Annotated in this window: 14 protein-coding genes; 9 read left to right on the forward strand and 5 right to left on the reverse strand. The window is 31.5% G+C overall.

Going from position 1 to position 20,429, the window contains the following annotated elements:
* Positions 1-45 precede the first annotated feature (45 nt).
* The 4 genes from G8C43_RS08690 to G8C43_RS08705 form a co-directional block, all read right to left on the reverse strand.
* Complete coding sequence (locus G8C43_RS08690) at positions 46-1,092, reverse strand: NAD(P)H-dependent glycerol-3-phosphate dehydrogenase (RefSeq protein WP_166005497.1); 1,047 nt, start codon at positions 1,090-1,092, stop codon at positions 46-48.
* Between the two features lie 33 nt (positions 1,093-1,125).
* Positions 1,126-2,697, reverse strand: a complete 1,572-nt coding sequence (locus G8C43_RS08695) for a xylulokinase (protein ID WP_166005500.1) — start codon at positions 2,695-2,697, stop codon at positions 1,126-1,128.
* Between the two features lie 251 nt (positions 2,698-2,948).
* On the reverse strand, positions 2,949-5,534 hold the full coding sequence (gene mutS / locus G8C43_RS08700; RefSeq protein ID WP_166005502.1) for a DNA mismatch repair protein MutS: 2,586 nt from the start codon (positions 5,532-5,534) through the stop codon (positions 2,949-2,951).
* Positions 5,535-5,948: 414 nt separating this feature from the next.
* A complete protein-coding gene (locus tag G8C43_RS08705) occupies positions 5,949-6,767 on the reverse strand; it encodes a DUF6427 family protein (RefSeq protein WP_166005504.1) in 819 nt (272 codons plus the stop codon).
* Positions 6,768-6,814: 47 nt separating this feature from the next.
* Between G8C43_RS08705 and G8C43_RS08710 the strand changes: the two genes are divergently transcribed.
* The 5 genes from G8C43_RS08710 (at position 6,815) to G8C43_RS08730 (ending at position 12,833) form a co-directional block, all read left to right on the forward strand.
* On the forward strand, positions 6,815-6,997 hold the full coding sequence (locus G8C43_RS08710; RefSeq protein WP_160557414.1) for a hypothetical protein: 183 nt from the start codon (positions 6,815-6,817) through the stop codon (positions 6,995-6,997).
* Between the two features lie 44 nt (positions 6,998-7,041).
* The gene (locus tag G8C43_RS08715; protein ID WP_166005506.1) at positions 7,042-8,151 is read left to right on the forward strand and encodes a CapA family protein; all 1,110 of its coding nucleotides are present in this window, start codon (positions 7,042-7,044) and stop codon (positions 8,149-8,151) included.
* A gap of 303 nt (positions 8,152-8,454) precedes the next feature.
* Complete coding sequence (locus tag G8C43_RS08720; RefSeq protein ID WP_166005508.1) at positions 8,455-9,525, forward strand: endonuclease; 1,071 nt, start codon at positions 8,455-8,457, stop codon at positions 9,523-9,525.
* Positions 9,526-9,759: 234 nt separating this feature from the next.
* Positions 9,760-11,091: an alpha/beta hydrolase gene (locus tag G8C43_RS08725; RefSeq protein ID WP_166005510.1), complete on the forward strand. Its 1,332-nt coding sequence runs from the start codon at positions 9,760-9,762 to the stop codon at positions 11,089-11,091.
* Positions 11,092-11,507: 416 nt separating this feature from the next.
* Positions 11,508-12,833, forward strand: coding sequence for an alpha/beta hydrolase family protein (locus G8C43_RS08730; RefSeq protein ID WP_166005512.1), 1,326 nt, complete (start codon positions 11,508-11,510; stop codon positions 12,831-12,833).
* A 401-nt stretch (positions 12,834-13,234) separates the two neighbouring features.
* Here the strand turns inward: G8C43_RS08730 and G8C43_RS08735 are convergent, their stop codons facing one another.
* A complete protein-coding gene (locus tag G8C43_RS08735; protein ID WP_166005514.1) occupies positions 13,235-14,095 on the reverse strand; it encodes a beta-1,6-N-acetylglucosaminyltransferase in 861 nt (286 codons plus the stop codon).
* Positions 14,096-14,210: 115 nt separating this feature from the next.
* Between G8C43_RS08735 and mfd the strand changes: the two genes are divergently transcribed.
* The 4 genes from mfd to pth all read left to right on the forward strand — a co-directional run bounded on the left by mfd (position 14,211) and on the right by pth (position 20,393).
* The gene (gene mfd, locus G8C43_RS08740) at positions 14,211-17,576 is read left to right on the forward strand and encodes a transcription-repair coupling factor (protein WP_166005516.1); all 3,366 of its coding nucleotides are present in this window, start codon (positions 14,211-14,213) and stop codon (positions 17,574-17,576) included.
* A gap of 68 nt (positions 17,577-17,644) precedes the next feature.
* Positions 17,645-19,030 (forward strand): DUF6056 family protein, encoded by a 1,386-nt coding sequence (locus G8C43_RS08745; protein WP_166005518.1) that lies wholly within the window; start codon positions 17,645-17,647, stop codon positions 19,028-19,030.
* Positions 19,031-19,051: 21 nt separating this feature from the next.
* Complete coding sequence (locus tag G8C43_RS08750) at positions 19,052-19,789, forward strand: glycosyltransferase (RefSeq protein WP_166005521.1); 738 nt, start codon at positions 19,052-19,054, stop codon at positions 19,787-19,789.
* A 37-nt stretch (positions 19,790-19,826) separates the two neighbouring features.
* A complete protein-coding gene (gene pth, locus G8C43_RS08755; RefSeq protein WP_166005523.1) occupies positions 19,827-20,393 on the forward strand; it encodes an aminoacyl-tRNA hydrolase in 567 nt (188 codons plus the stop codon).
* The last annotated feature ends 36 nt before the right edge of the window (positions 20,394-20,429 follow it).

Here is a 20,429-nt window from a genome sequence, read left to right on the forward strand (position 1 = left end):
TTTGACTAAATAGTACAAGTATATTGAAATTTTCAAAGATTAATTTTAAGGCTTTTTAGGAAGTACTGCTTCTGATAGCACATTGACTACAGGTCGACTAGATCCAGCTAAAATCTCATTTACAGCTTTTAATAAAGTCAGTTCTTCTTTAAGTTGAGGTGCTAATTGCTCAACTAATTTAGCCGCAAGACCCGCTGCCGGTACTCCTTCTACCGTTTGTTCCAAACGATCCATTTCTTTCAGAGCATCTTTTGCGTTTTCACCTCTTCCTATACGTACCCCATATACTTTATTTCTTCCCGATAATCCGGTAACTTCCAGGTCACCCACTCCGGGAAGTCCGAAGGCTGTTTCCATACGAGCACCCAAAGCTTGACCCAACAAAGACATCTCTTTAATAGCACGACTGAAAGTAGCAGCTTTTAAATTATGATGAGGAAATCCGGTACCTTCTTCCAATCCGTCAGCAATTCCCAGAGCTATGGCGTACACATTTTTCATGGGTGCACAGATTTCTACTCCAATTTCATCATCGGTTGCTTCAATACAGTAAACCTCTGTTCTTGCTTCTCCGGCATATTTTCGTGAAACTTCAATATCCTTGCATCCGAAAATGGTAGCCGTGGGTTTACCGTCTGCACACTCGTTGGCTTTTACCGGTCCGGCAATTGCAACGACAGGAGGGATTTGTATTCCTTTTTGTTTAGCTAGGGTGCGAATAGCTTCGGGAAGAAGTTGGATTTTTCCTTTTTCATCGGGACAAAATCCTTTAGAGGTCAACCAAAGTGCTTTTGCTTTGGAAATTCCTTCTAATGCCATTTCGGTAACTTTAGGAACACCTACTGAGGCAACCGACATCACCACGACATCTGCTCCTTCTAAAGCGTTTTGTAAATCATTGGAACGAAAGAGTTTAACTCCTTTTGCTAAAGGTATTTGAGTTCTTGGATGAGGTTTACCTGCTTCACAGGCATCCAATAAATGATCATCGAGCCAGGTGCCCCATAACCTAACTTCCCAACCGGCTTTACTTACCGGTGTACATAAACCGGAGCCCATGGCTCCGGCGCCTAATATGGTGATTATTGCCATTTTTATTTATTTTACGATTTGTGATTTTAGTTTTTATAATTCTGATTTTGGTGATTCCGGCTTTGTTGAAGGGTATTTTTCCGACAACTCATAAAGTTGTTCAAAAATATTTTTTAGTTGCGGATATAGTTTATGCTGTATCTCGGCGACTTCTCTATATCTTTCTGATTGCGTTACATCCGGTTCAATAGTTTCTCCAAAATGTGCCATGTGTTTAGCCGCATGAGCTACGTTGTTGGATCCATGTGCGCCTATTCCTGCCATGGCAACAATGGAGGCTCCTAGGGCGGAAATTTCATCTTCAGAACAAATGGTAATGGGTAATCCCAGAGAATCGGCCATTATTTGACGCCACAACTGAGAACGAGTTCCTCCTCCCATGGCTCGAACCGATTTTAATTTAACACCGGTTCCTTTTTCAATGGATTCTAAATTAAATTTCATCTCAAAGCCGATGGATTCTAAAATTGATCGATACATATGCGCTTTGGAATGAGTTCCTCTCCAGCCTACTACCGCGCCTCTTGCTACAGAATCCCAATAGGGACTTTGTACGGCATTCCAGTAAGGCAAGGTTACGAGTCCTTCACATCCCGGGGGGATATGAGAAGCTTCGTGATCCAACTTTGGATCCGGTTCTCCCAATAATTTAGGATCTCCCAAAGATTGTCGGAACCATCCCGCCAAATAAGAACCCGACGATTGTAAAATTTCGAAAACAAAATTTCCTTTAATTCCTGAAACATGAGTCCTGAATACGGGATCGCACCTGTATTCCGAGCTTTCAACTCCCGCATTTACAGCTGTTCCTAAATTTAGAAAGGCAATATCAGGAGATACGGCAGCTGCACCTATTCCTGCTGCCTGACCATCTCCCAAACCTGCAATTACAGGTATTGGCTTAGATAGTTTCCATTCTGCAGCCAATTCCGGTTTTAATTCTTCCATAATTTCTCCGGGAGGAACTAAATCGGCCATTTGTTCGCGGGTTACTCCGGCTATTTGTAAAAGTTCATCGCTGTAATCAAATTTACGGATGTCCAATAATCCTAAAGAATCTGTTGCGGCTACTGAAGATATCCATTTACCGGTAAGGTTCCAAGTGATATAACCGTGTACTTCAACAACTTTAAACGCTTTTTTCAGCACTTCGGGTTCATTTTCTTTTAACCAAGCAATTTTATATATACCGGGAGTTACGCCGGGCGGCTTACCTGAGAGGTCATGGATATGTTGAGAGCCATAGGCTCTAATTTGTTTCGTTGCGCGACCGTCCAGCCAAAGAATTCCGTTACGTAGAGGCATTCCGTTTTCATCAAAAGGAGCAAAGCTTTCCCGTTGATGAGTTATTCCAATAGCCGAAATTCGTTCTCTGTCTTTAGAAGATAGTTTTGACAGTACTTCTCCTACACATTCTTTGGTAGTTTGCCACCATCGAATCGGATTATGTTCATAAAAATCCATGGCAGGAGTATGAAGTTGTATATTTCTTTTTGCAGTTTGCCAAACGTGTCCGTTTTCATCAACAATAATTGCTTTGGAGGAAGTGGTTGAGGAGTCAATGGCAATTACTAAAGGACCGTCTTTTGCTTTTTTTGTGTCCATAGTTTATAATTTTTTTTGTGGTTTTAGTTTAATTGAAAGTCAATCAAACAAATATATTTACTAAATCGAAAGTAAACAAGAGTTAAACGAAACTTTTTTTATAACATTCAATAGTTGAAAATGCAAATCGAAAATAAGTCGTTCTAAGAAAAGAATTTTTTAAAATTATGACCCATATGCATGATCTTATACAGTAAAAAATATGGAAAAAATAGGTTGAAAATCTTAATATATTATTAAAAAATGAACAATCAGCCGCCAATCATTTTCTTTATATGGTATAATTTCATTAAAGCTTCTAAAGGAGTCAACGCATTGATGTCAGTTTTTACTATTTCTTCACGAATATTCTCTAAAATTGGATCGTCCAGTTGAAAAAAGCTTAATTGCATATTTTCATCGGTAGATGTTTTTGCATTTTCTTTCCGCTCTTTTTTAGAACTGTTATTTTCCAAAGTTTTTAAAATTTGCTCGGCACGTTGAGTTACTATTTCGGGCATTCCTGCCAATTTAGCTACATGTATACCGAAACTGTGCTCGCTTCCTCCCGGAATTAATTTTCTAAGAAATACTATCGTTCCATTGACCTCCTTGATACTCACATTGAAATTTTTAATTCTTGGAAATGACTCTGTCATTTCGTTAAGTTCGTGATAATGTGTAGCAAAAAGCGTTTTAGGATGTGTGGGATGTTCATGAAGATATTCTGCAATTGCCCAGGCTATGGAAACCCCATCGTATGTACTGGTTCCTCGGCCTATTTCGTCAAGCAATATTAAGCTGCGATCTGAAATATTATTTAGAATACTCGCCGTTTCATTCATTTCAACCATGAAGGTTGATTCCCCTTTTGATAAATTATCAGAAGCTCCTACACGAGTAAAAATTTTATCCACAATACCCAACGTAGCCTCCTTGGCAGGAACATAGCTTCCAATTTGAGCCATGAGAACAATCAATGCCGTTTGTCTGAGCAATGCGGATTTTCCTGCCATATTAGGGCCAGTAATCATAAGTATTTGCTGCTTTTCGTCATCCATATAGACCGAATTAGCTACATAGGATTCTCCTAAAGGCAATTGTTTTTCAATGACGGGGTGTCTTCCGTCTTTTATGTCGATGACTTTGGAATCTGTTAATTTAGGATGTATATATGAGTTTTCTTGTGCTGTTTCCGCAAAAGAAAGCAAAGTATCGATGGTCGCAATTTTGGAAGTATTATGCTGGATATCCGTAAGACTGTTTTTGATTTGTAAACAAAGACTTTTGAAAAGTTCAGATTCCAATACTCCTATTTTTTCTTCAGCGCCTAAAATTTGGCTTTCGTATTCTTTTAATTCTTCTGTAATATATCTTTCGGCATTAACCAATGTTTGTTTTCTGATCCAATCGGTAGGAACTTTATCTTTATGGGTGTTTCTAACTTCCAAATAATAGCCGAACACATTATTAAAATCAATTTTTAGGCTGGGAATACCGGTTTTTTCAGATTCTCTTATACATAAATTGTCTAAATATTCTTTGCCATGATTTTTTAAATTACGCAATACATCCAATTCTTCGGAAATTCCTTCTTTTATTACGTTTCCTTTTGACAAAATAACCGGTAACTCATCATTTAATTGCTTTTGCAATAAGGATACAACCTCTTCTAAATTTTTAAATTCTCCAAAATTAGTAAAGGTCGGATGATTTTTTTCTTTTAAGATTTTTTCGATTTTTAAGTAATTAATCAAAGAATCCTTTAAATACCCTAATTCTTTAGGTGATATACGTTCACCGGCTAATTTGCCTAGAAGTCTTTCTACATCGGATATCCCTTTAAGTAATTCTCGGATCTCATAAGCTATTTCAGAAAATTCTAAGAAGAACTCTACTACTTCCAACCTCCTCTGAATTACGGATATTTCTTTTAAAGGAGTGAGAATCCATCGGCGTAACATTCTCCCTCCCATATTGGTATGGGTTTTATCTAATATTTTTAACAGGGAAACCGATTGGGATTCAGTTGTATGTATTAATTCTAAATTTTTGATGGTAAAATCGTCCATCCAGACAAAGGTATCTTGTGATAATCGCTGAATATTGGTTATATGGTCCAATAATTTATGATGAGTATCTTCAACTAAATAAGCAAAAACCGCACCTGCTGCAGTGATCGCCAGTTTCATTGATTCTATACCAAAACCTTTTAAAGAATTGGTTTTAAAATGTGAAGTTAGTTTATCGTACGAATAATCATATTGAAATGCCCAATCTTCTAATTGAAATGAATAGGCTTGATGATCAAAGGGTAAAGGATGTCTTCGTTGATGGATTATTTCGGTCGGCTTAAAATTATCGATAAGATGTCGAAGTTTGTGTTCATCTCCTTCAGAAATCAGGAATTCTCCGGTGGAAATGTCCAATAAAGCCATACCGTATAAATTTTTTTCCTGATGAACGGATAATAAAAAGTTATTACTTTTTGCTTCTAAAACCTTATCATTAAAAGTTACTCCCGGGGTAACCAATTCCGTAACTCCACGTTTTACAATACCTTTTGCCATGGAAGGATCTTCTAATTGATCACAAATAGCAACTCTAAGACCCGAACGTACTAATTTGGGCAGATAAACGTCTATTGAATGATGAGGAAAACCGGCCAACTCAATATGACTAGCTTGTCCGTTTGCTCTTTTTGTAAGTACAATTCCTAAAATTTTGGAAGCTTTAACCGCATCTTCACCAAATGTTTCATAAAAATCTCCAACTCGAAACAGCAACATAGCATCCGGATATCGGGCTTTTATACTGTTGTATTGCTTCATCAAAGGAGTTTCTTTTGTCTTACCCATTGCTTTCGAAGGTTATAGTAGGTATTAATTTACATGAATTTGCTAAATTAGTACTTATTAATGGTTTTTAAAAATGCTCAATGGGTTTACGGATTACATTTTTTTGATAGGATCTACTCTTTTTAATTGTGAAATTGTAAATCCAATCCTAAAATTTAATAAAAATGTATTAAAAAAATAAAATTAAGAAAGTTATTTAAGTAGTTAAGTTTTTAAATATAGAGCTTGTATAAAACAATATACTCTTTAGCCATTTCTTCGATTGGTTCATGGGCAGCTTTATTATTTTGAATAGACTATTGACTAAAAAAACTTCAAATTAACTCTCAATTTTTTGACTAAATTAACGTAAAGGTCAATGCTTCTTATATTTAATGTTACGTTCCGAATGGTTTTATTAAATTGAAATTGATATTAAATACATCTGGATGTGATAAGACTTACGGGAAGGCTAACGAATATCAACAAGGCATAATTATCTCCCATGAAGAAAGCATAAATTAAAATCCAGAACAAAAGATAAAAAACTAAAATAGTATGCTGTGAAGAAATCTTTAAATCTTCGGAAATATTTTTATTTGAATATTGACTGATCCATCCTAAAACTAATACAACAAGAAGTATTAATAAAATAGGGATTTGATATTCAAAATGAAATGTTGGAATGGTTAATTGATTTATCCAATTAGTAATATATGAAAAAGAATCGGTAATAAATGTTATTTCAAGAGTAAGTATAACGGTTACCAATACACCTGCGATATACTGGGATATGTTTATTTTTTCCTTATAGTATACAATAGTCATGAATAAAAATAAAAAAACTATGGAAATAGTGGGAAAATATAATAAGCTTGCTATAGAAGCGAACATTCCAATATTAAAATATTTCAATTGAGAAGATTTGCTGAAAATATCTAACAATAATAAAAGCGCTATAGAAAGCAGTAAGTAAGAAAGACCTATAGGTAAATTTATAAATTCTTCACAAGAAGGAATAAATAAAAGATTATAAATGGCTAACGCCCAAATTTTCCTTTTTTTCTTAAATTTTGAATATAAAATCGTAAGGGTATTCAAAATATATGATAATGAACTAACAACAACTATCTCCCACAATTTTAAAATAGATGTAACGTGTAAATTAAGATAATAAATAAAGACTCCTAAAAAAATGATCCACAGGCCAAAAACGGGAAAAAAATATTTGATAGAAGGAGAGTTCGAGTACATTTTTTTATATATTTGTTACAAAAATATAAATAAAAACCTATTAAATCATGACAGAATTAATACTAGGTATCGGCAAATTATTTACATGGTCTTACAAAATTTTACCTGTCATTGGACATTTTGTTGATTGGTTGTATGTGGCTATTCTTTGTTTATTTCTTTTGTATTGGTGTAAACGAATTATTGGTTTTACACAGAAGGATCATAAATATGATGGAGATCATTTATAATTTTTGTCTTTAAAAACTAGTATCATATCCATTTAGACGCTCTTATGAGATTTTTTTCAATTATCTTGACCTTTTTGGTGATTACGGTTGCCTGTAAGAAAAATAAGGTAAAAGAATCAGAAAAAAAATCTTATCCTGTCACTGAATCCAAAGATTTCCTATCCGCTAATTCCGATACTGTTACCATTACAGCAGTGGGAGATATTATGTTAGGAAGTAACTATCCTTCAGCCTCTTTCTTGCCGGGTGTCAATATATTAGAAGGAATAGTTCCTGTACTTAAAGAAAAAACAGATTTGATTGTCGGTAACTTAGAAGGTACTTTATTTGATTCTGGAGGAAAACCAAAAAAATGTTCCAATCCGAATTTTTGCTTTGTGTTTAGATCTCCGTTTGCGTATGGAAACTATTTAAAGGAAGCCGGGTTTGATTTTTTAAGCATAGCAAATAATCACAGTAATGATTTTGGTACTTTTGGAAGAAATGCAACCGAAAAAAATTTAAAGAATTTAGGTATTCAATATGCCGGTGTATTGAATCATTGTGAATATGCTATTAAAGAAAAAAATGGAATACGATATGCTTTTATAGGAGCCGGACACAGTCCGGGCTTAATAAGTTCGGTTCATTACGAAGATATTAAAAGAGTCATTAAAGAAGTACGACCTAAAGCTGATATAGTTATTGTTATGTTTCATGGAGGAGGAGAGGGGGCTTCTTATCAGCATATACCTTTTAAAAATGAATTTTATGCCGGGGAAAATCGAGGCAATGTCGTAGAATTTGCCCATGTTTGCATTGATGCAGGAGCAGATCTTATTTTAGGAAGCGGACCCCATGTTGCCCGGGCCGTTGAGCTCTATAATAATAAATTTATTGCTTACAGTTTAGGTAATTTTGCCACGTATGGAAAGATTACGTTAACCGGACCCAATGGCAATGCTCCTATTTTGAAAATTAAAACAGATACTAAAGGTAATTTTATTTCTTGTCGTGTTATATCCGTCATTCAAAGTAAAGGATCTAAAAAAGGACCTGAAATCGATACTAATCACAAAGCGTATAATTATATTAAATATTTAACCTATACAGACTTTCCTAATAATCATTTTGTTTTCTCTCCATCAGGTGAAATTAAGATTAATAAGCGATAATTTAATTATATTTTTTGCGATATATTATAAGGTAAAATCAGCTATCTTATTTGATTATTCTTTAAAAAATATTTTTAACTATTAAATTTTAATAAGCAAGATATTTTAGATCCCTGCAAAATTTTTTAATTACATTTATTTATTTGAAAGATAGTAGTTTACCGGGTCTTGTGGACAATGATCTTCATAAAAAAACGTAGTTAGATTGAAGGCAACAAGTAAAGTTGAATAAGAACGACATATTTATTTTTTTATCTCAACCAATATTTTTATTTTTATACCAGTCTCACTAAGTATACTTTTATGAAGAAAAATTTTATCCTTTTATTATGGGCAATAGCCCATGTAATGCTAGTTGCTCAAATTCCTAATTATTACGATTCTATTGATTTTTCAAAAGACGGAGAGGAATTAAAATCAGATATCTCATCTTTGGTTACTGCTACTCATACTACCTGGTTGTATTACAGCAGCACTAAAAATCCGGATGTTTGGAAGACCTTAAAATTGTCGGATATAGATCCTGAAAATTCGGATCAAAATACTGTTTTATTAATTTATGGCTATAATGACGATCCGCAAGATGTAATGCATAACCGAATAAGAAGTGTTGATTCCTCTTGTCACAAATCTTCTTGTAAAGGACTTTGGACTCGAGAGCATGTTTTTGCCAAATCATTGGCTAATCCCAAATTGGTTACCTCGTCTAGAGGTCCCGGTACCGATGCACATAACTTACGAGCCGTAGATCAACAATATAATATTCGTCGAAGTAATCGCAATTTTGCAGAAGGCACCGGTAATTCCGGTAATGTTTCATCCACAGGATTTTATCCGGGGGATGAATGGAAGGGATCTGTAGCAAGAATTATAATGTATATGCATGTTAGATATCCCGGTCAATGCGAAGCAAAAAATACAGCAGAAAGCACGTATACTTACAGCGTTGAAATGCCCGATTTATATTTGAAGTGGAATGCTGAAAAAGATCCAACCCTTTTTGAAAAACTTAGAAATGAAGTTATTTACAACATTCAAGGAAATAGAAATCCATTTATTGATAATCCTTACATTGCCACTCTCATATGGGGTGGGCCCAGAGCCTTAAATACTTGGGGGTATTTGTTAATGGATGAAGTAATTAAATCTGAAGAATACAAGGTTTACCCAACCGTTACTTCTGAAAATTTTGTATATGTTAAAGGACGAGATATTAAAGCAATATATATTTATAACATTTCAGGAAATTTGATAAATTATATTGTAAATTTTGATGATACTCAAATACCAATTCCTAATCAAGTGGGAATCTACTATATTAAGTTAGTAACTAAAAAAGGTGAACAATCTTTTAAAATTATAAAAAAACCTTGATACTAAAGTTTGAATACTTTACGATTGATAGATTAACAGTATCTATATTTATTAAAGCCCTAAGAATTCTTTAGGGCTTTATTCTTTTATGATAAATTTATTATTATGTTATATAATGTGATATCAGTCTAAATAATTCATTTTACTATTTTAAATATTCATTATTTTATGAGTATATTATATAATTTAATCTATTAAATTTGTTTAATAAAATAAATTTAATAGATTAAAATCATGAAAAAATTTACCTTTAGACTTATTATTTATTCTCTATTGGGTTTACTATTAACCCTACAATCGTGTACAAATGAGGATAGCCTTGATGAAGTATCTTCGAGCGCTGTAGACTCAGATCAAGCATTATCTAAATCTTTATCTTGGGGATCTGGCGAATATGAAGATTTAGGTACTTTAGATTCCAATACCTTATTAGAAATAAGGGAAAATTTAATTAAATCAGGGATCCATGTTTCTGATTTAAAGATAAATGAACCTTCTAAAACACAAAAATCACCACTCGAAGTTCAAGTGTTAAAAGTAAAAACTAAAACCGCTCATCCCAATCGATTAGGAGGAACTATTGATGTGTCAGGAGTATTGTTATTACCGGCAAAAACCATTTTTAATTCCATTTTTAAACACCGCATAATTGTTGCTCCGCCCCCCACTTATACTTATAATAAAATGGCGCCATCTAATGTTTTTCAAGGATTTAAGTGGATGGATAACGATTTGCATTTTAATTATTTGGCATTTTGGACCTTGCAAGCTTTAAATGGATTTATTGTTTTCTTCCCGGATTATCCCGGATTTGGAGATTCATATAAACAATGCCAACATCCTTATTTAGATTCTAAAGCTATGGTTAATTCAACATTAGATCTTCTAAAATCAGCGCAAAGAACTTTAACTAAAAAAGGATATAGATTTAAAAAAGATTTAATAATCAGCGGATATTCTTTAGGTGGTTTCGTCGCTTCATCTTTAGCTCGGGAGATAGAAACAAACCCTTCACATGGACAATCCGTTAGCTTATTATTTACAGGAGGAACCCCTTGCAACTTAAAGCAAATTACAGATTTAGTTAGAACTGCTGAAAAAACTCAGCATCATTTTTTTCTAACATATGGTGTATGGGGATACAAAAAAAATGCATATCCGTATATAAATATCAATGATTTTTTAAAAGAGCCGTATGCTTCCAAATCTCTTTCTTGGTTTGATGGAACTCATTATGAATTAATTGTAAATCTATATTTTTCAAACAGACCAAAGGATATATATACCGAAAAATTTATTAAAAATCTCGATACAGATCCGAGTATTTCCTATATGAATGATATTCTTTATGAAAACAGTGTTAAGCCGTGGAAAAATAAATGTAGATTTATTATGACTCACGGAACTTCAGACATTTCTGTCTATTATCAAAATGCATATGATTTTTCAAAACAACAGAATCAATCGGGAGGAAATGTTACCTTTATATCTACTGTAGGTGATCATATTATTGGTATGATTCCTTATTATACCAAAGCTACATTTTATACCTTGCTATACAAATAGCATTTATATATTAATATGAAAAAAACAGGCCTTAAACGAGGCCTGTTTTTTTTTACAGAGCTTTTTTTATAATGCTTCCCTAGTTTCCAATTGTAGTTAATTATTAAATGTAACTTAATAGAAAATCTTTTTGAAAATTAAGAATAAAATAAACTTTTTTTGAACAGTCATATAGGGCTATATAAAATGGATAGGTTAACTATTAACGATAATTGCTTTGCATTTTTCAGATTATATAAGGAATGATATTGGTATTTTAAAAATTTTCTAATTGTAAATAAATGTTTTGTTTTAATGGTAATTAGATATATAAAAAAATTATGTATATATTTTAGGGAAAAAATTACATCTAATGATATAATTTATAAGATAAAATTTATTATTTTTGTTTATAAAAAATAAAATATACATAAATCATGAAAAAAAATTTTTCAAGGATTTTAATCGCTTTCATATTGGGAGTGACTTTTACAATCCAATCATGTAATAATGAAGATAGTTTCGTTGATACTTCTTCAAGTTCAGTAGAGAACTTGTCTAAAGCTTCTTCAGCTGATGTTCCTGTAAAATCAGAAGTAATAGCTACTTTTGATTCGAGTGCTTTATTAAATTTAAAAAATAAATTACAAAAATATGGGGTAGATGTTTCAAGTTTTCAATTAGATAAATTAAAAGCATCAAATGAACCGACATCTAAAATTGTTCCTAGTGTAAAAGTTATAAAAGTTACAACTAAAACAGCGCATCCGAATCGTTTAGGAGGCTTAATAGATGTTTCAGGGGTTTTATTACTTCCTCCAAGAACTGTTATTTCGGATTTAACCAAATATCGTATTATAGTGGCTACTCCACCTACTTATACCAATAATAAAACAGCTCCATCCAATTTATTTAAAGATGTGAATTTACCTGATAATGATTTCTTAGCTTATTGGACTCTTCATGCAAGTAACGGATTTATAGTATTTGTGCCTGATTATCCTGGATTCGGTGAATCTTACAGACAATGTCAGCATCCCTATTTAGATTCAAAATCAATGGTTAATTCAACATTAGATTTATTGAATGCGGCTAAACTTACACTTTCGGGAGAAGGATATAGATATAAAACAGATTTAATCGTTACCGGTTATTCTTTAGGAGGATTCGTTGCGGCATCCATAGGGCGCAAAATTGAAACTACCCCTTCACTTGGACTTTCTGTAAATTTATTGTTAACCGGAGGTACTCCATGTAATTTAAAACAAATTGCGGATATTGTTAGAAATTCAGAAAAAACTCAACATACTTATTTTTTAACATATGGTTTGTGGGGGTATAAACAAAATGCGTATCCTAATATAAATATTAGAGATTTTCTTAAAGAACCGTATGCTTCAACCTCTTTGTCTTATTTCGACGGAACTCATTGGGATATAGAAGTAAATGCATATTTTTCACAATATCCTAAAGAAATGTATACAGAAAAATTTATCAAAGATCTTGATACAGACCCTTCTTTAGCTTATATGAATGATATTCTTCATGAAAACAGCGTAACCCCTTGGGTAAATAAATGTAGATTTATTATGACGCATGGAGTTTCTGATGTATCTGTATATTATCAAAATGCTTATGATTTCTCTGTACAACAGAAAAAATTTGGAGGTAATGTAACCTTCATTTCTACTGAAGGAGATCACATTATCGCTTTAGTTCCCTATTTAAATAAAGCGACCTTTTATACTGCTCTTTATAAATAGTTTTTTTAAATTAATTGTAAAAAAAGGCAGATTCAATTTAATTGAATCTGCTTTTTACGTATTTATATTTGTTAATTTATATAATTGATAAAAGCCCAACACTTCCTTTTTTTTAAGTATTCTAAGTTAAATTCATTGGCATATGCCTCCTTTTCAAAACTGATTTCACTGTAAGCGATAGACGCATTTTTATATTTTACCAGATTTACTATAAATTCAGCGATATAAAAAATAAAGAAAAAGACCCAAAGCATTTCAAGTTGCTGTCTTAGGTGTATTCTTTCGTGATTGATTAATATTTTATTCTTTTTTAAATGTTTATAGCGTATAAAAATAAACGGGAATATAGTAATTCCTTGAAAATCACCATAAAATATATAGGGAAAATATATAACCATTTATTATCTTCTATTTTCTAATTTTTCAACTAAAGAATCGGATATTTCTTTATCAATTTTTCTGCAAAATAAATTATCGGAGTCAATAATCTTATTAAAATCATCTTCACTTAAAACTCTCGGGCTATTAATGCAATTAGTCCAATCTATATACCTGAAATTCTTATTTATAATTTTATCTTTCAAATTTGAATTCATCAATAATACTTGAAAGAAAACCTCATCTGAACACCAGGTTGTAGTAAAAAAAGTAGTTATTTTTTTGTTTTTTGCAAATTCAAGTGAATAATATACTGCTTCTTTGGATAGATTCCACCATTGACTACCCCAATAGGGGGTAAGATTGTGAATCATTTTGATTTTATATTCCTTTCCCGTAATAAATTTATAAGCTAATTTATATGCCGTATGGATTTTTCTTTCTAAAATTCGATTCGCGGGATAATGCCTTCGATCGTATCTCCATATATAAGGTTTATATTTATTGTTTTCAGTAATTAACAAGCACTCAATAAAACTAATCTCCTTATATTTTTTAAAAAAATCATCAATATATTGATTGCTTTTTATTGGATAATCTTGACCGGAAATTAGTAGAACATGAGAAAAATCTTCTTGTTCATCCACAATTTGTTGAAGTGAATGTAACGTTTGATTTACTATGGAATATTCTCCCCAAGTTACATTTACTCTTTTTTTTACTAAAATAGCGCTAGAATCAATTTGTTGTGGATTAATGTCGGATTTTTTATCTAAGTTGACATAGATAACAAAATTATCATAAACTAGTGATTTTATCAATTTATTTAAACATTCAAGATTTTTATGAGCATGGATTAATATTACTATTTTTTTATCTTTCATTCATATTAAATTTTTAATTAATTAAATATAAAAAATAAAATATAAAAATTATATGTTGATTGGTTAAATAAGTGATTAAATAAATTATTAACAAAATTCGTACCTTTACTTTGTTTTGAAAACAAATTCCATTATACACTCAATTTTTCCGCTTTTAAAAAAGAGTATTTTAGATTCGGAAGTATCCATTTTTTTAGAAGAAAATAATATCATAAAACTATCTGTATTAGGTGCGGCAGGATCGTACCTTAACATTTACAGCAGTTATTTATATAATTCTTTGAAAAAAACGGTATTGTTACTCTTTTCCGATAAAGAAGAAGCAGCGTATGCTTTGAATGAAATCGAAGATATATTCGGGAAAGATACAGTTTTGTTTTATCCTACCTCACATTTAACTCCTTATCAGATTGAGGAAGTCCAAAACGCAAATGTGGTTTTACGAACGGAAGTGATTAACAGCATCACGCAAATGCAAAATCCCAAAATTATTATTACTTATGCTGATGCTTTATCTGAAAAAATAATTACTAAATCTGAATTACATTCGATTAGTTTTAAAATAAAAACAGGTGAAAAAATTGATGCAGATTTCCTTAATGAAACGCTTTTCAGTTTTCATTTTAAACGAACCGATTTTGTAACTCAACCCGGTGAATTTTCTGTAAGAGGAGGGATTGTAGATGTTTTCTCTTATTCTGATGAAAAACCCTATCGTATAGGTTTTTTTGGTAACGAAGTGGAAACTATACGTAAATTTAATATTGACACTCAACTTTCAGAAGAAAAGGTTGATGAATTTATGATTGTTCCCAATATAGATCATTCGCACAGAGAAACTATGAAAGTTTCATTTTTAGATTACCTGCCTTCGGACACTATATTTATAAGTAAAGATTTTTCTTTGACTTTAGCTAATATTGAAAAAAAATTTTCAAAGGCAGAAGAGGTTTATGCTACCTTATCGCAAAGTATAAAACGCAGTGAGCCTAAAGAGCTTTATATACAATCCCATGAGCTGATTTCTAAAATAGTTCAGAATTCATTTATTGAATTCTCCTCAATCCCTTATTTTAATGAATTTAAAACAGTACGGCTGGATCAAACAGAGCAACCGAGTTTTCATAAACAATTTGACTTGTTAGGGCAAGATTTGCTTGAAAAAGAAAAATCACATTATAAGAATTACATTGCGTTTCAATCCGAAAAACAGGAAAGCAGATTACAAGATATTTTTTCAGAAATTGAAAAAGAAGTGCCTTTTATAGGTTTTCATGCCAATGTAAGTAAAGGATTTATAGATCATAATTCTAAATTTCTTATCTATACGGATCATCAAATTTTCGAAAGATATCACCGATACAATTTGCGAAATTCATTTTCTAAGTCAGAATCCTTAACACTTAAAGAGTTAACAGACTTAAAAGTGGGAGATTATGTAACCCATATTGATCACGGGATCGGTAAATTTATGGGATTGGTGAAAATTAAAAATGATGATAAGTTACAAGAAACCATCAAACTGGTATATAAAAATAATGACATCTTATATGTAAATATCCATTCCTTACATAAAATCTCAAAATTTTCAGGAAAAGAAGGCGCAGAAGTTACTCTTAACCAATTGGGGTCGGCAGCGTGGAAAAACCTTAAGAATAAGGCAAAAAGAAAAGTTAAGGAAGTTGCTTTTGACCTTATAAAACTTTATGCCGACAGGAAAACTAAGAAAGGATTTTCTTTTTCACCCGACGGATATTTACAAAATGAACTGGAAGCCTCTTTTATGTATGAAGATACTCCGGATCAAGAAAAAGCTACCCAAGACGTTAAAAGCGACATGGAAAAACCTATTGCTATGGATAGGCTTATTTGTGGGGATGTAGGATTTGGTAAAACGGAAATTGCCATAAGGGCAGCTTTTAAAGCGGCTACAGATGGAAAACAAAGCGCAATTATGGTTCCGACCACCATATTGGCTTTGCAACACTATAAAACTTTTATGTCCAGACTAAAAGATTTTCCTGTACGTATTGAATATTTAAATCGATTTAAAACTGCCGGACAAAAAAAAGAAATAATCAAATCTCTTGCCGAAGGAAAAATTGATATTATTATAGGAACTCATCAATTAATCGGTAAGGATGTCGTTTTTAAAGATTTAGGCTTATTAATTATTGATGAAGAGCATAAATTCGGAGTATCCGTAAAAGATAAATTAAAGACATTAAAAACAACGGTAGATACGTTAACGTTAACCGCCACTCCAATCCCCAGAACTTTACAATTTTCTTTAATGGCGGCTCGCGATATGTCTGTTATTAAGACTCCGCCTCCCAATAGGCAGCCCGTTCAGACTCAACTTATTGGTTTTAATGAAGAACAAATCCGGGATGCCATCATTTATGAATTAAACAGAGAAGGACAAATATTATTTATCAATAATAGAATTGAAAATTTGGATGTGCTCGCAGGGATGATTAAGCGCTTGGTTCCTATGGCCCGAGTGGCCATTGGACATGGTCAAATGGAGGGAAAGAAACTTGAGAAAATTATGATTGACTTTATGGAGGGGAATTACGATGTCTTAATTTCAACTACAATTATTGAATCCGGTTTAGATGTTCCAAATGCAAATACAATTTTTATTAATGATGCTCAAAGATTCGGTTTAGCAGATTTACATCAAATGAGGGGGAGGGTAGGAAGATCCAATCGAAAAGCTTTTTGTTATCTCATCACTCCGCCTTTAGACGTTATCACATCCGAAGCCAGAAAGCGTTTACAAGCAATAGAACAATTTTCAGATCTGGGTTCCGGGTTTAATATAGCCATGAAAGATTTGGAAATACGAGGAGCCGGCGATTTGTTAGGTGCCGAGCAAAGCGGTTTTTTTGCAGAAATCGGATTTGAGGCTTACCAACAAATTTTAAATGAAGCTATAGAAGAATTAAAAGAAGATGAATTTTCAGATTTGTTTGTTGAAGAAAATGAGAAGAAGGAATTTATTACAGATGTACAAATTGATACCGATTTTGAATTATTAATACCCGATCAATATGTAAATAAGGTAGAAGAACGATTTTCACTTTATCAAAAATTATCTGAAATTACTAATGAAGAAGAACTTACCAATTTTAAAAACGAGCTTATAGATCGTTTTGGCAAATTACCTGATCAAACTCAAGATTTATTAAAGAGTGTTAAGTTAAAATGGATTTCCAAATATATTGGATTTGAAAAATTATTAATTAAAAATAATGTTTTGTTGGCCTATTTTCCAATTAATGCTCAATCTAAATATTATCAATCAGATACTTTTAAGAAAGTTCTGGAATATTTACAAAATAACCCTTCTGATGCTTCATTAAAACAAAAAAACGTACATGATAATTTACAGCTTTATTTAAGAAAAGACAAGATATTGAAAATAGACGATGTACTTTATTTTTTGGAAAGAATTCATGCATTTATCGATGAATAGCAGGAAATCGTATCAAAAAAAATGTATCTTCGCATTTATTATCCAATATTTTATTTTATACGTATTACATGAGTCAATCGCGCACATTTAGTATTTTTGATAAACTCATTATCCTATTATTATTTGTGGCAACCCTTCCATTGCTATATCTTTCTTTTTTTAATGAACCTTCGGCGGACGATTTTAATTACGCTATAAAATTAGATAAAGATACTTTTTTGGGTATAGAATATTATGAATATATGCATTGGGGGAGTAGATATACAGCTACTGCAGTTTTAATTACAGATCCCATCCATTGGGGAAGTTTCTTAGGATATAGAGTGATTTCTGTGTTGATGATCTTGCTTTTTATCTTTGCTTCCTATTTTATGTTTTATCAGCTGGTAAAAGATAAGATCTTATCTGTTAAACTAGCCTCGTTATTTTCTTTTATTTATATATTTCAATTACCCGGGATTAATTCAGCCTTTTATTGGCTTTCCGGTTCTGCTACCTATCATTTGGGCAATATATTATTTCTATTTTATATAGGATTTTGTGCTAAGAGTACCGAACAATTAAAATTAAGGAATGTATTTCTCTATTTATTGATATTTCTTATTATAGGCTGTAATGAAATATCCATGATTTATTTGCTGATCTTTAATTTCTTATTGTTTACTTATAACTTTTTTAAAACTAGAAAATTATTTACTATATATTTTTATCTATTACTTTGGACTGTACTGTTAACGATTTTTATATTAATAGCACCGGGAAATCACGAACGTTCTCATTCCGTGTTTAATCCTTATTCCTTTACGGAAATTATTTTAAGATCTCTTAGAAAAACAACAGTTATAATTATTAGATATGCAGCCCTTTCATTTTTAATTATATTTTTGGCTTTCTACAGCTTTAGAAAATCATTACAAAAAATGAAATTTTCTTTACTTTCACTTCCTTATTATTTTTATATACTTTTATTTTTATTACTCATATTTATCGGATGCTTTCCAAGTATATATACTCTAGGAAGTTATCCGCCACTACGCACGGTCAATGTAATCTTTTTAAGTATTTTGATTGTTGTAATGATTATATGTTGCAAATTAATCAGAGAACCTTTCATCAGTAAAATACATGTGCCACGTTTTTTACTAAATATTTCTTTGCTAATTTTAGTTTTAGGTTATATTTTTGCCATTAGAGATAATGAAGTATATGATTTAAGCAATAATATTTATAATTCATACGATGATATCGTTAGTGGTAAAGCCCAAAAATATAAAGAAGAAGTTCGTGAAAGATACGAGATTATTCAGAAATCTAAAGAAGATACTATATATTTATCACCAATTCAAACAAAACCACTAATTATATATCATTCTGATTTAAGCCATGATCCAAAACATTTTTATAATGCATCCATGGCAGAATATTTTAATAAAAAAGCGATCATAATTAAATAATTAATATATAATATATAAATCATGAAAACTAATTGTGTAGTTGTTCCTTGTTATAATGAAGAATTCAGGTTGCCTGTCAAAGAATTTGAAAAAAGTTTAGCAGAAGAAAATAATCTTTCATTTTGTTTTGTAAATGATGGCAGCTCGGATCAAACATTAAAAATATTAAATGAATTGTATCAAAAATTTCCAGATAAAGTTTTAATTGTTGATAAAAAGCAAAATGCAGGGAAAGCAGCAGCAATTTTTACCGGGATCAATGAAGCTTTTATGTGGAAAAATTTTGATATTTTAGGATATTTAGATGCCGATTTAGCTACTTCTGTTGAAGAATATAGTCGTATATGTTCATACATGAACGAAAATATTATTTTTGTATTCGGATCAAGAGTCAGAAGAATCGGTTCGCAAATAAAAAGAAAATTGCATCGTCATTTAATTGGAAGAATTTTTGCTACCTTATCCAGTACCATGTTAGATTTGCCGGTTTATGATACTCAATGTGGAGCCAAAGCATTCTCTCAAGATATAGCTAAAAAGATATTTGCTGATCCATTTATATCTAATTGGAGTTTTGATATAGAAATTTTCTTTAAATTCATGAATATAGTTGGTAAAGAAAATGTTGAAAAGAGAGCAAAAGAAATCCCTCTAGAAGCCTGGAGAGATGTGGGAGATTCCAAAGTTAAATTTTCTTATTCTTTAAAACTTCCTTTTGAACTTTTAAGAATAAAAAAATACTATAAGAAAAAATACTGATTTTTTCTTATAGTAGTACGACAAAAATCGAAATTTTATGAATAAATACCTGATTGTAGGCTTAGGAAATATAGGAGAAAAATATAGCAATACTCGGCATAATATAGGTTTTTTACTGGTTGATAGACTAGTTGAAAAACTTGGAGGTAGTTTTAAAGCACAAAATTTCGGTCAAGTTTGTGAAACTTCATATAAAGGGAGAAAAACTTTTATACTAAAGCCTGATACTTATATGAATTTAAGCGGTAATTCAGTTAAATATTGGGTTACTAAAGAAAAAATTAAGCTTGAGAATTGCTTAATTATTTGTGATGATTTAAGCCTACCATTTGGAACTATTCGTATAAAATCCAAAGGAAGCAGTGCGGGGCATAATGGATTGAAAAGTATCGAAGAAAAGTTACAAACGCAACAATACCCGCGATTTCGTTTTGGAATCGGTAATAACTATGTAAAAGGTAAACAAATTGAATATGTTTTAGGGGAGTGGAACGAAGAAGAAAAAAAAGTTCTTAATGAAAGAATCGATATTAGCACAGATGCAATACTATCCTTTATTTTTTCAGGTTTAAATAATACTATGAATCAATATAACGGAAAATAAAAAATCCTTATAAAAGTATTTAGTACTAAAAATAAA

This window comes from Apibacter sp. B2966 (assembly GCF_011082485.1).
Taxonomy (GTDB): Bacteria; Bacteroidota; Bacteroidia; order Flavobacteriales; family Weeksellaceae; genus Apibacter.

Excerpts from the sequence above, each read along its gene's own strand:
- G8C43_RS08745 (WP_166005518.1), top strand. The coding sequence starts at position 17,645 with ATGAGTCAATCGCGCACATTTAGTATTTTTGATAAACTCATTATCCTA.
- G8C43_RS08690 (WP_166005497.1), bottom strand. The coding sequence starts at position 1,092 with ATGGCAATAATCACCATATTAGGCGCCGGAGCCATGGGCTCCGGTTTA.
- G8C43_RS08705 (WP_166005504.1), bottom strand. The coding sequence starts at position 6,767 with ATGTACTCGAACTCTCCTTCTATCAAATATTTTTTTCCCGTTTTTGGC.
- G8C43_RS08725 (WP_166005510.1), top strand. The coding sequence starts at position 9,760 with ATGAAAAAATTTACCTTTAGACTTATTATTTATTCTCTATTGGGTTTA.
- G8C43_RS08750 (WP_166005521.1), top strand. The coding sequence starts at position 19,052 with ATGAAAACTAATTGTGTAGTTGTTCCTTGTTATAATGAAGAATTCAGG.
- G8C43_RS08730 (WP_166005512.1), top strand. The coding sequence starts at position 11,508 with ATGAAAAAAAATTTTTCAAGGATTTTAATCGCTTTCATATTGGGAGTG.
- G8C43_RS08735 (WP_166005514.1), bottom strand. The coding sequence starts at position 14,095 with ATGAAAGATAAAAAAATAGTAATATTAATCCATGCTCATAAAAATCTT.
- G8C43_RS08715 (WP_166005506.1), top strand. The coding sequence starts at position 7,042 with ATGAGATTTTTTTCAATTATCTTGACCTTTTTGGTGATTACGGTTGCC.
- G8C43_RS08710 (WP_160557414.1), top strand. The coding sequence starts at position 6,815 with ATGACAGAATTAATACTAGGTATCGGCAAATTATTTACATGGTCTTAC.
- G8C43_RS08695 (WP_166005500.1), bottom strand. The coding sequence starts at position 2,697 with ATGGACACAAAAAAAGCAAAAGACGGTCCTTTAGTAATTGCCATTGAC.
- mutS (WP_166005502.1), bottom strand. The coding sequence starts at position 5,534 with ATGGGTAAGACAAAAGAAACTCCTTTGATGAAGCAATACAACAGTATA.
- G8C43_RS08720 (WP_166005508.1), top strand. The coding sequence starts at position 8,455 with ATGAAGAAAAATTTTATCCTTTTATTATGGGCAATAGCCCATGTAATG.
- pth (WP_166005523.1), top strand. The coding sequence starts at position 19,827 with ATGAATAAATACCTGATTGTAGGCTTAGGAAATATAGGAGAAAAATAT.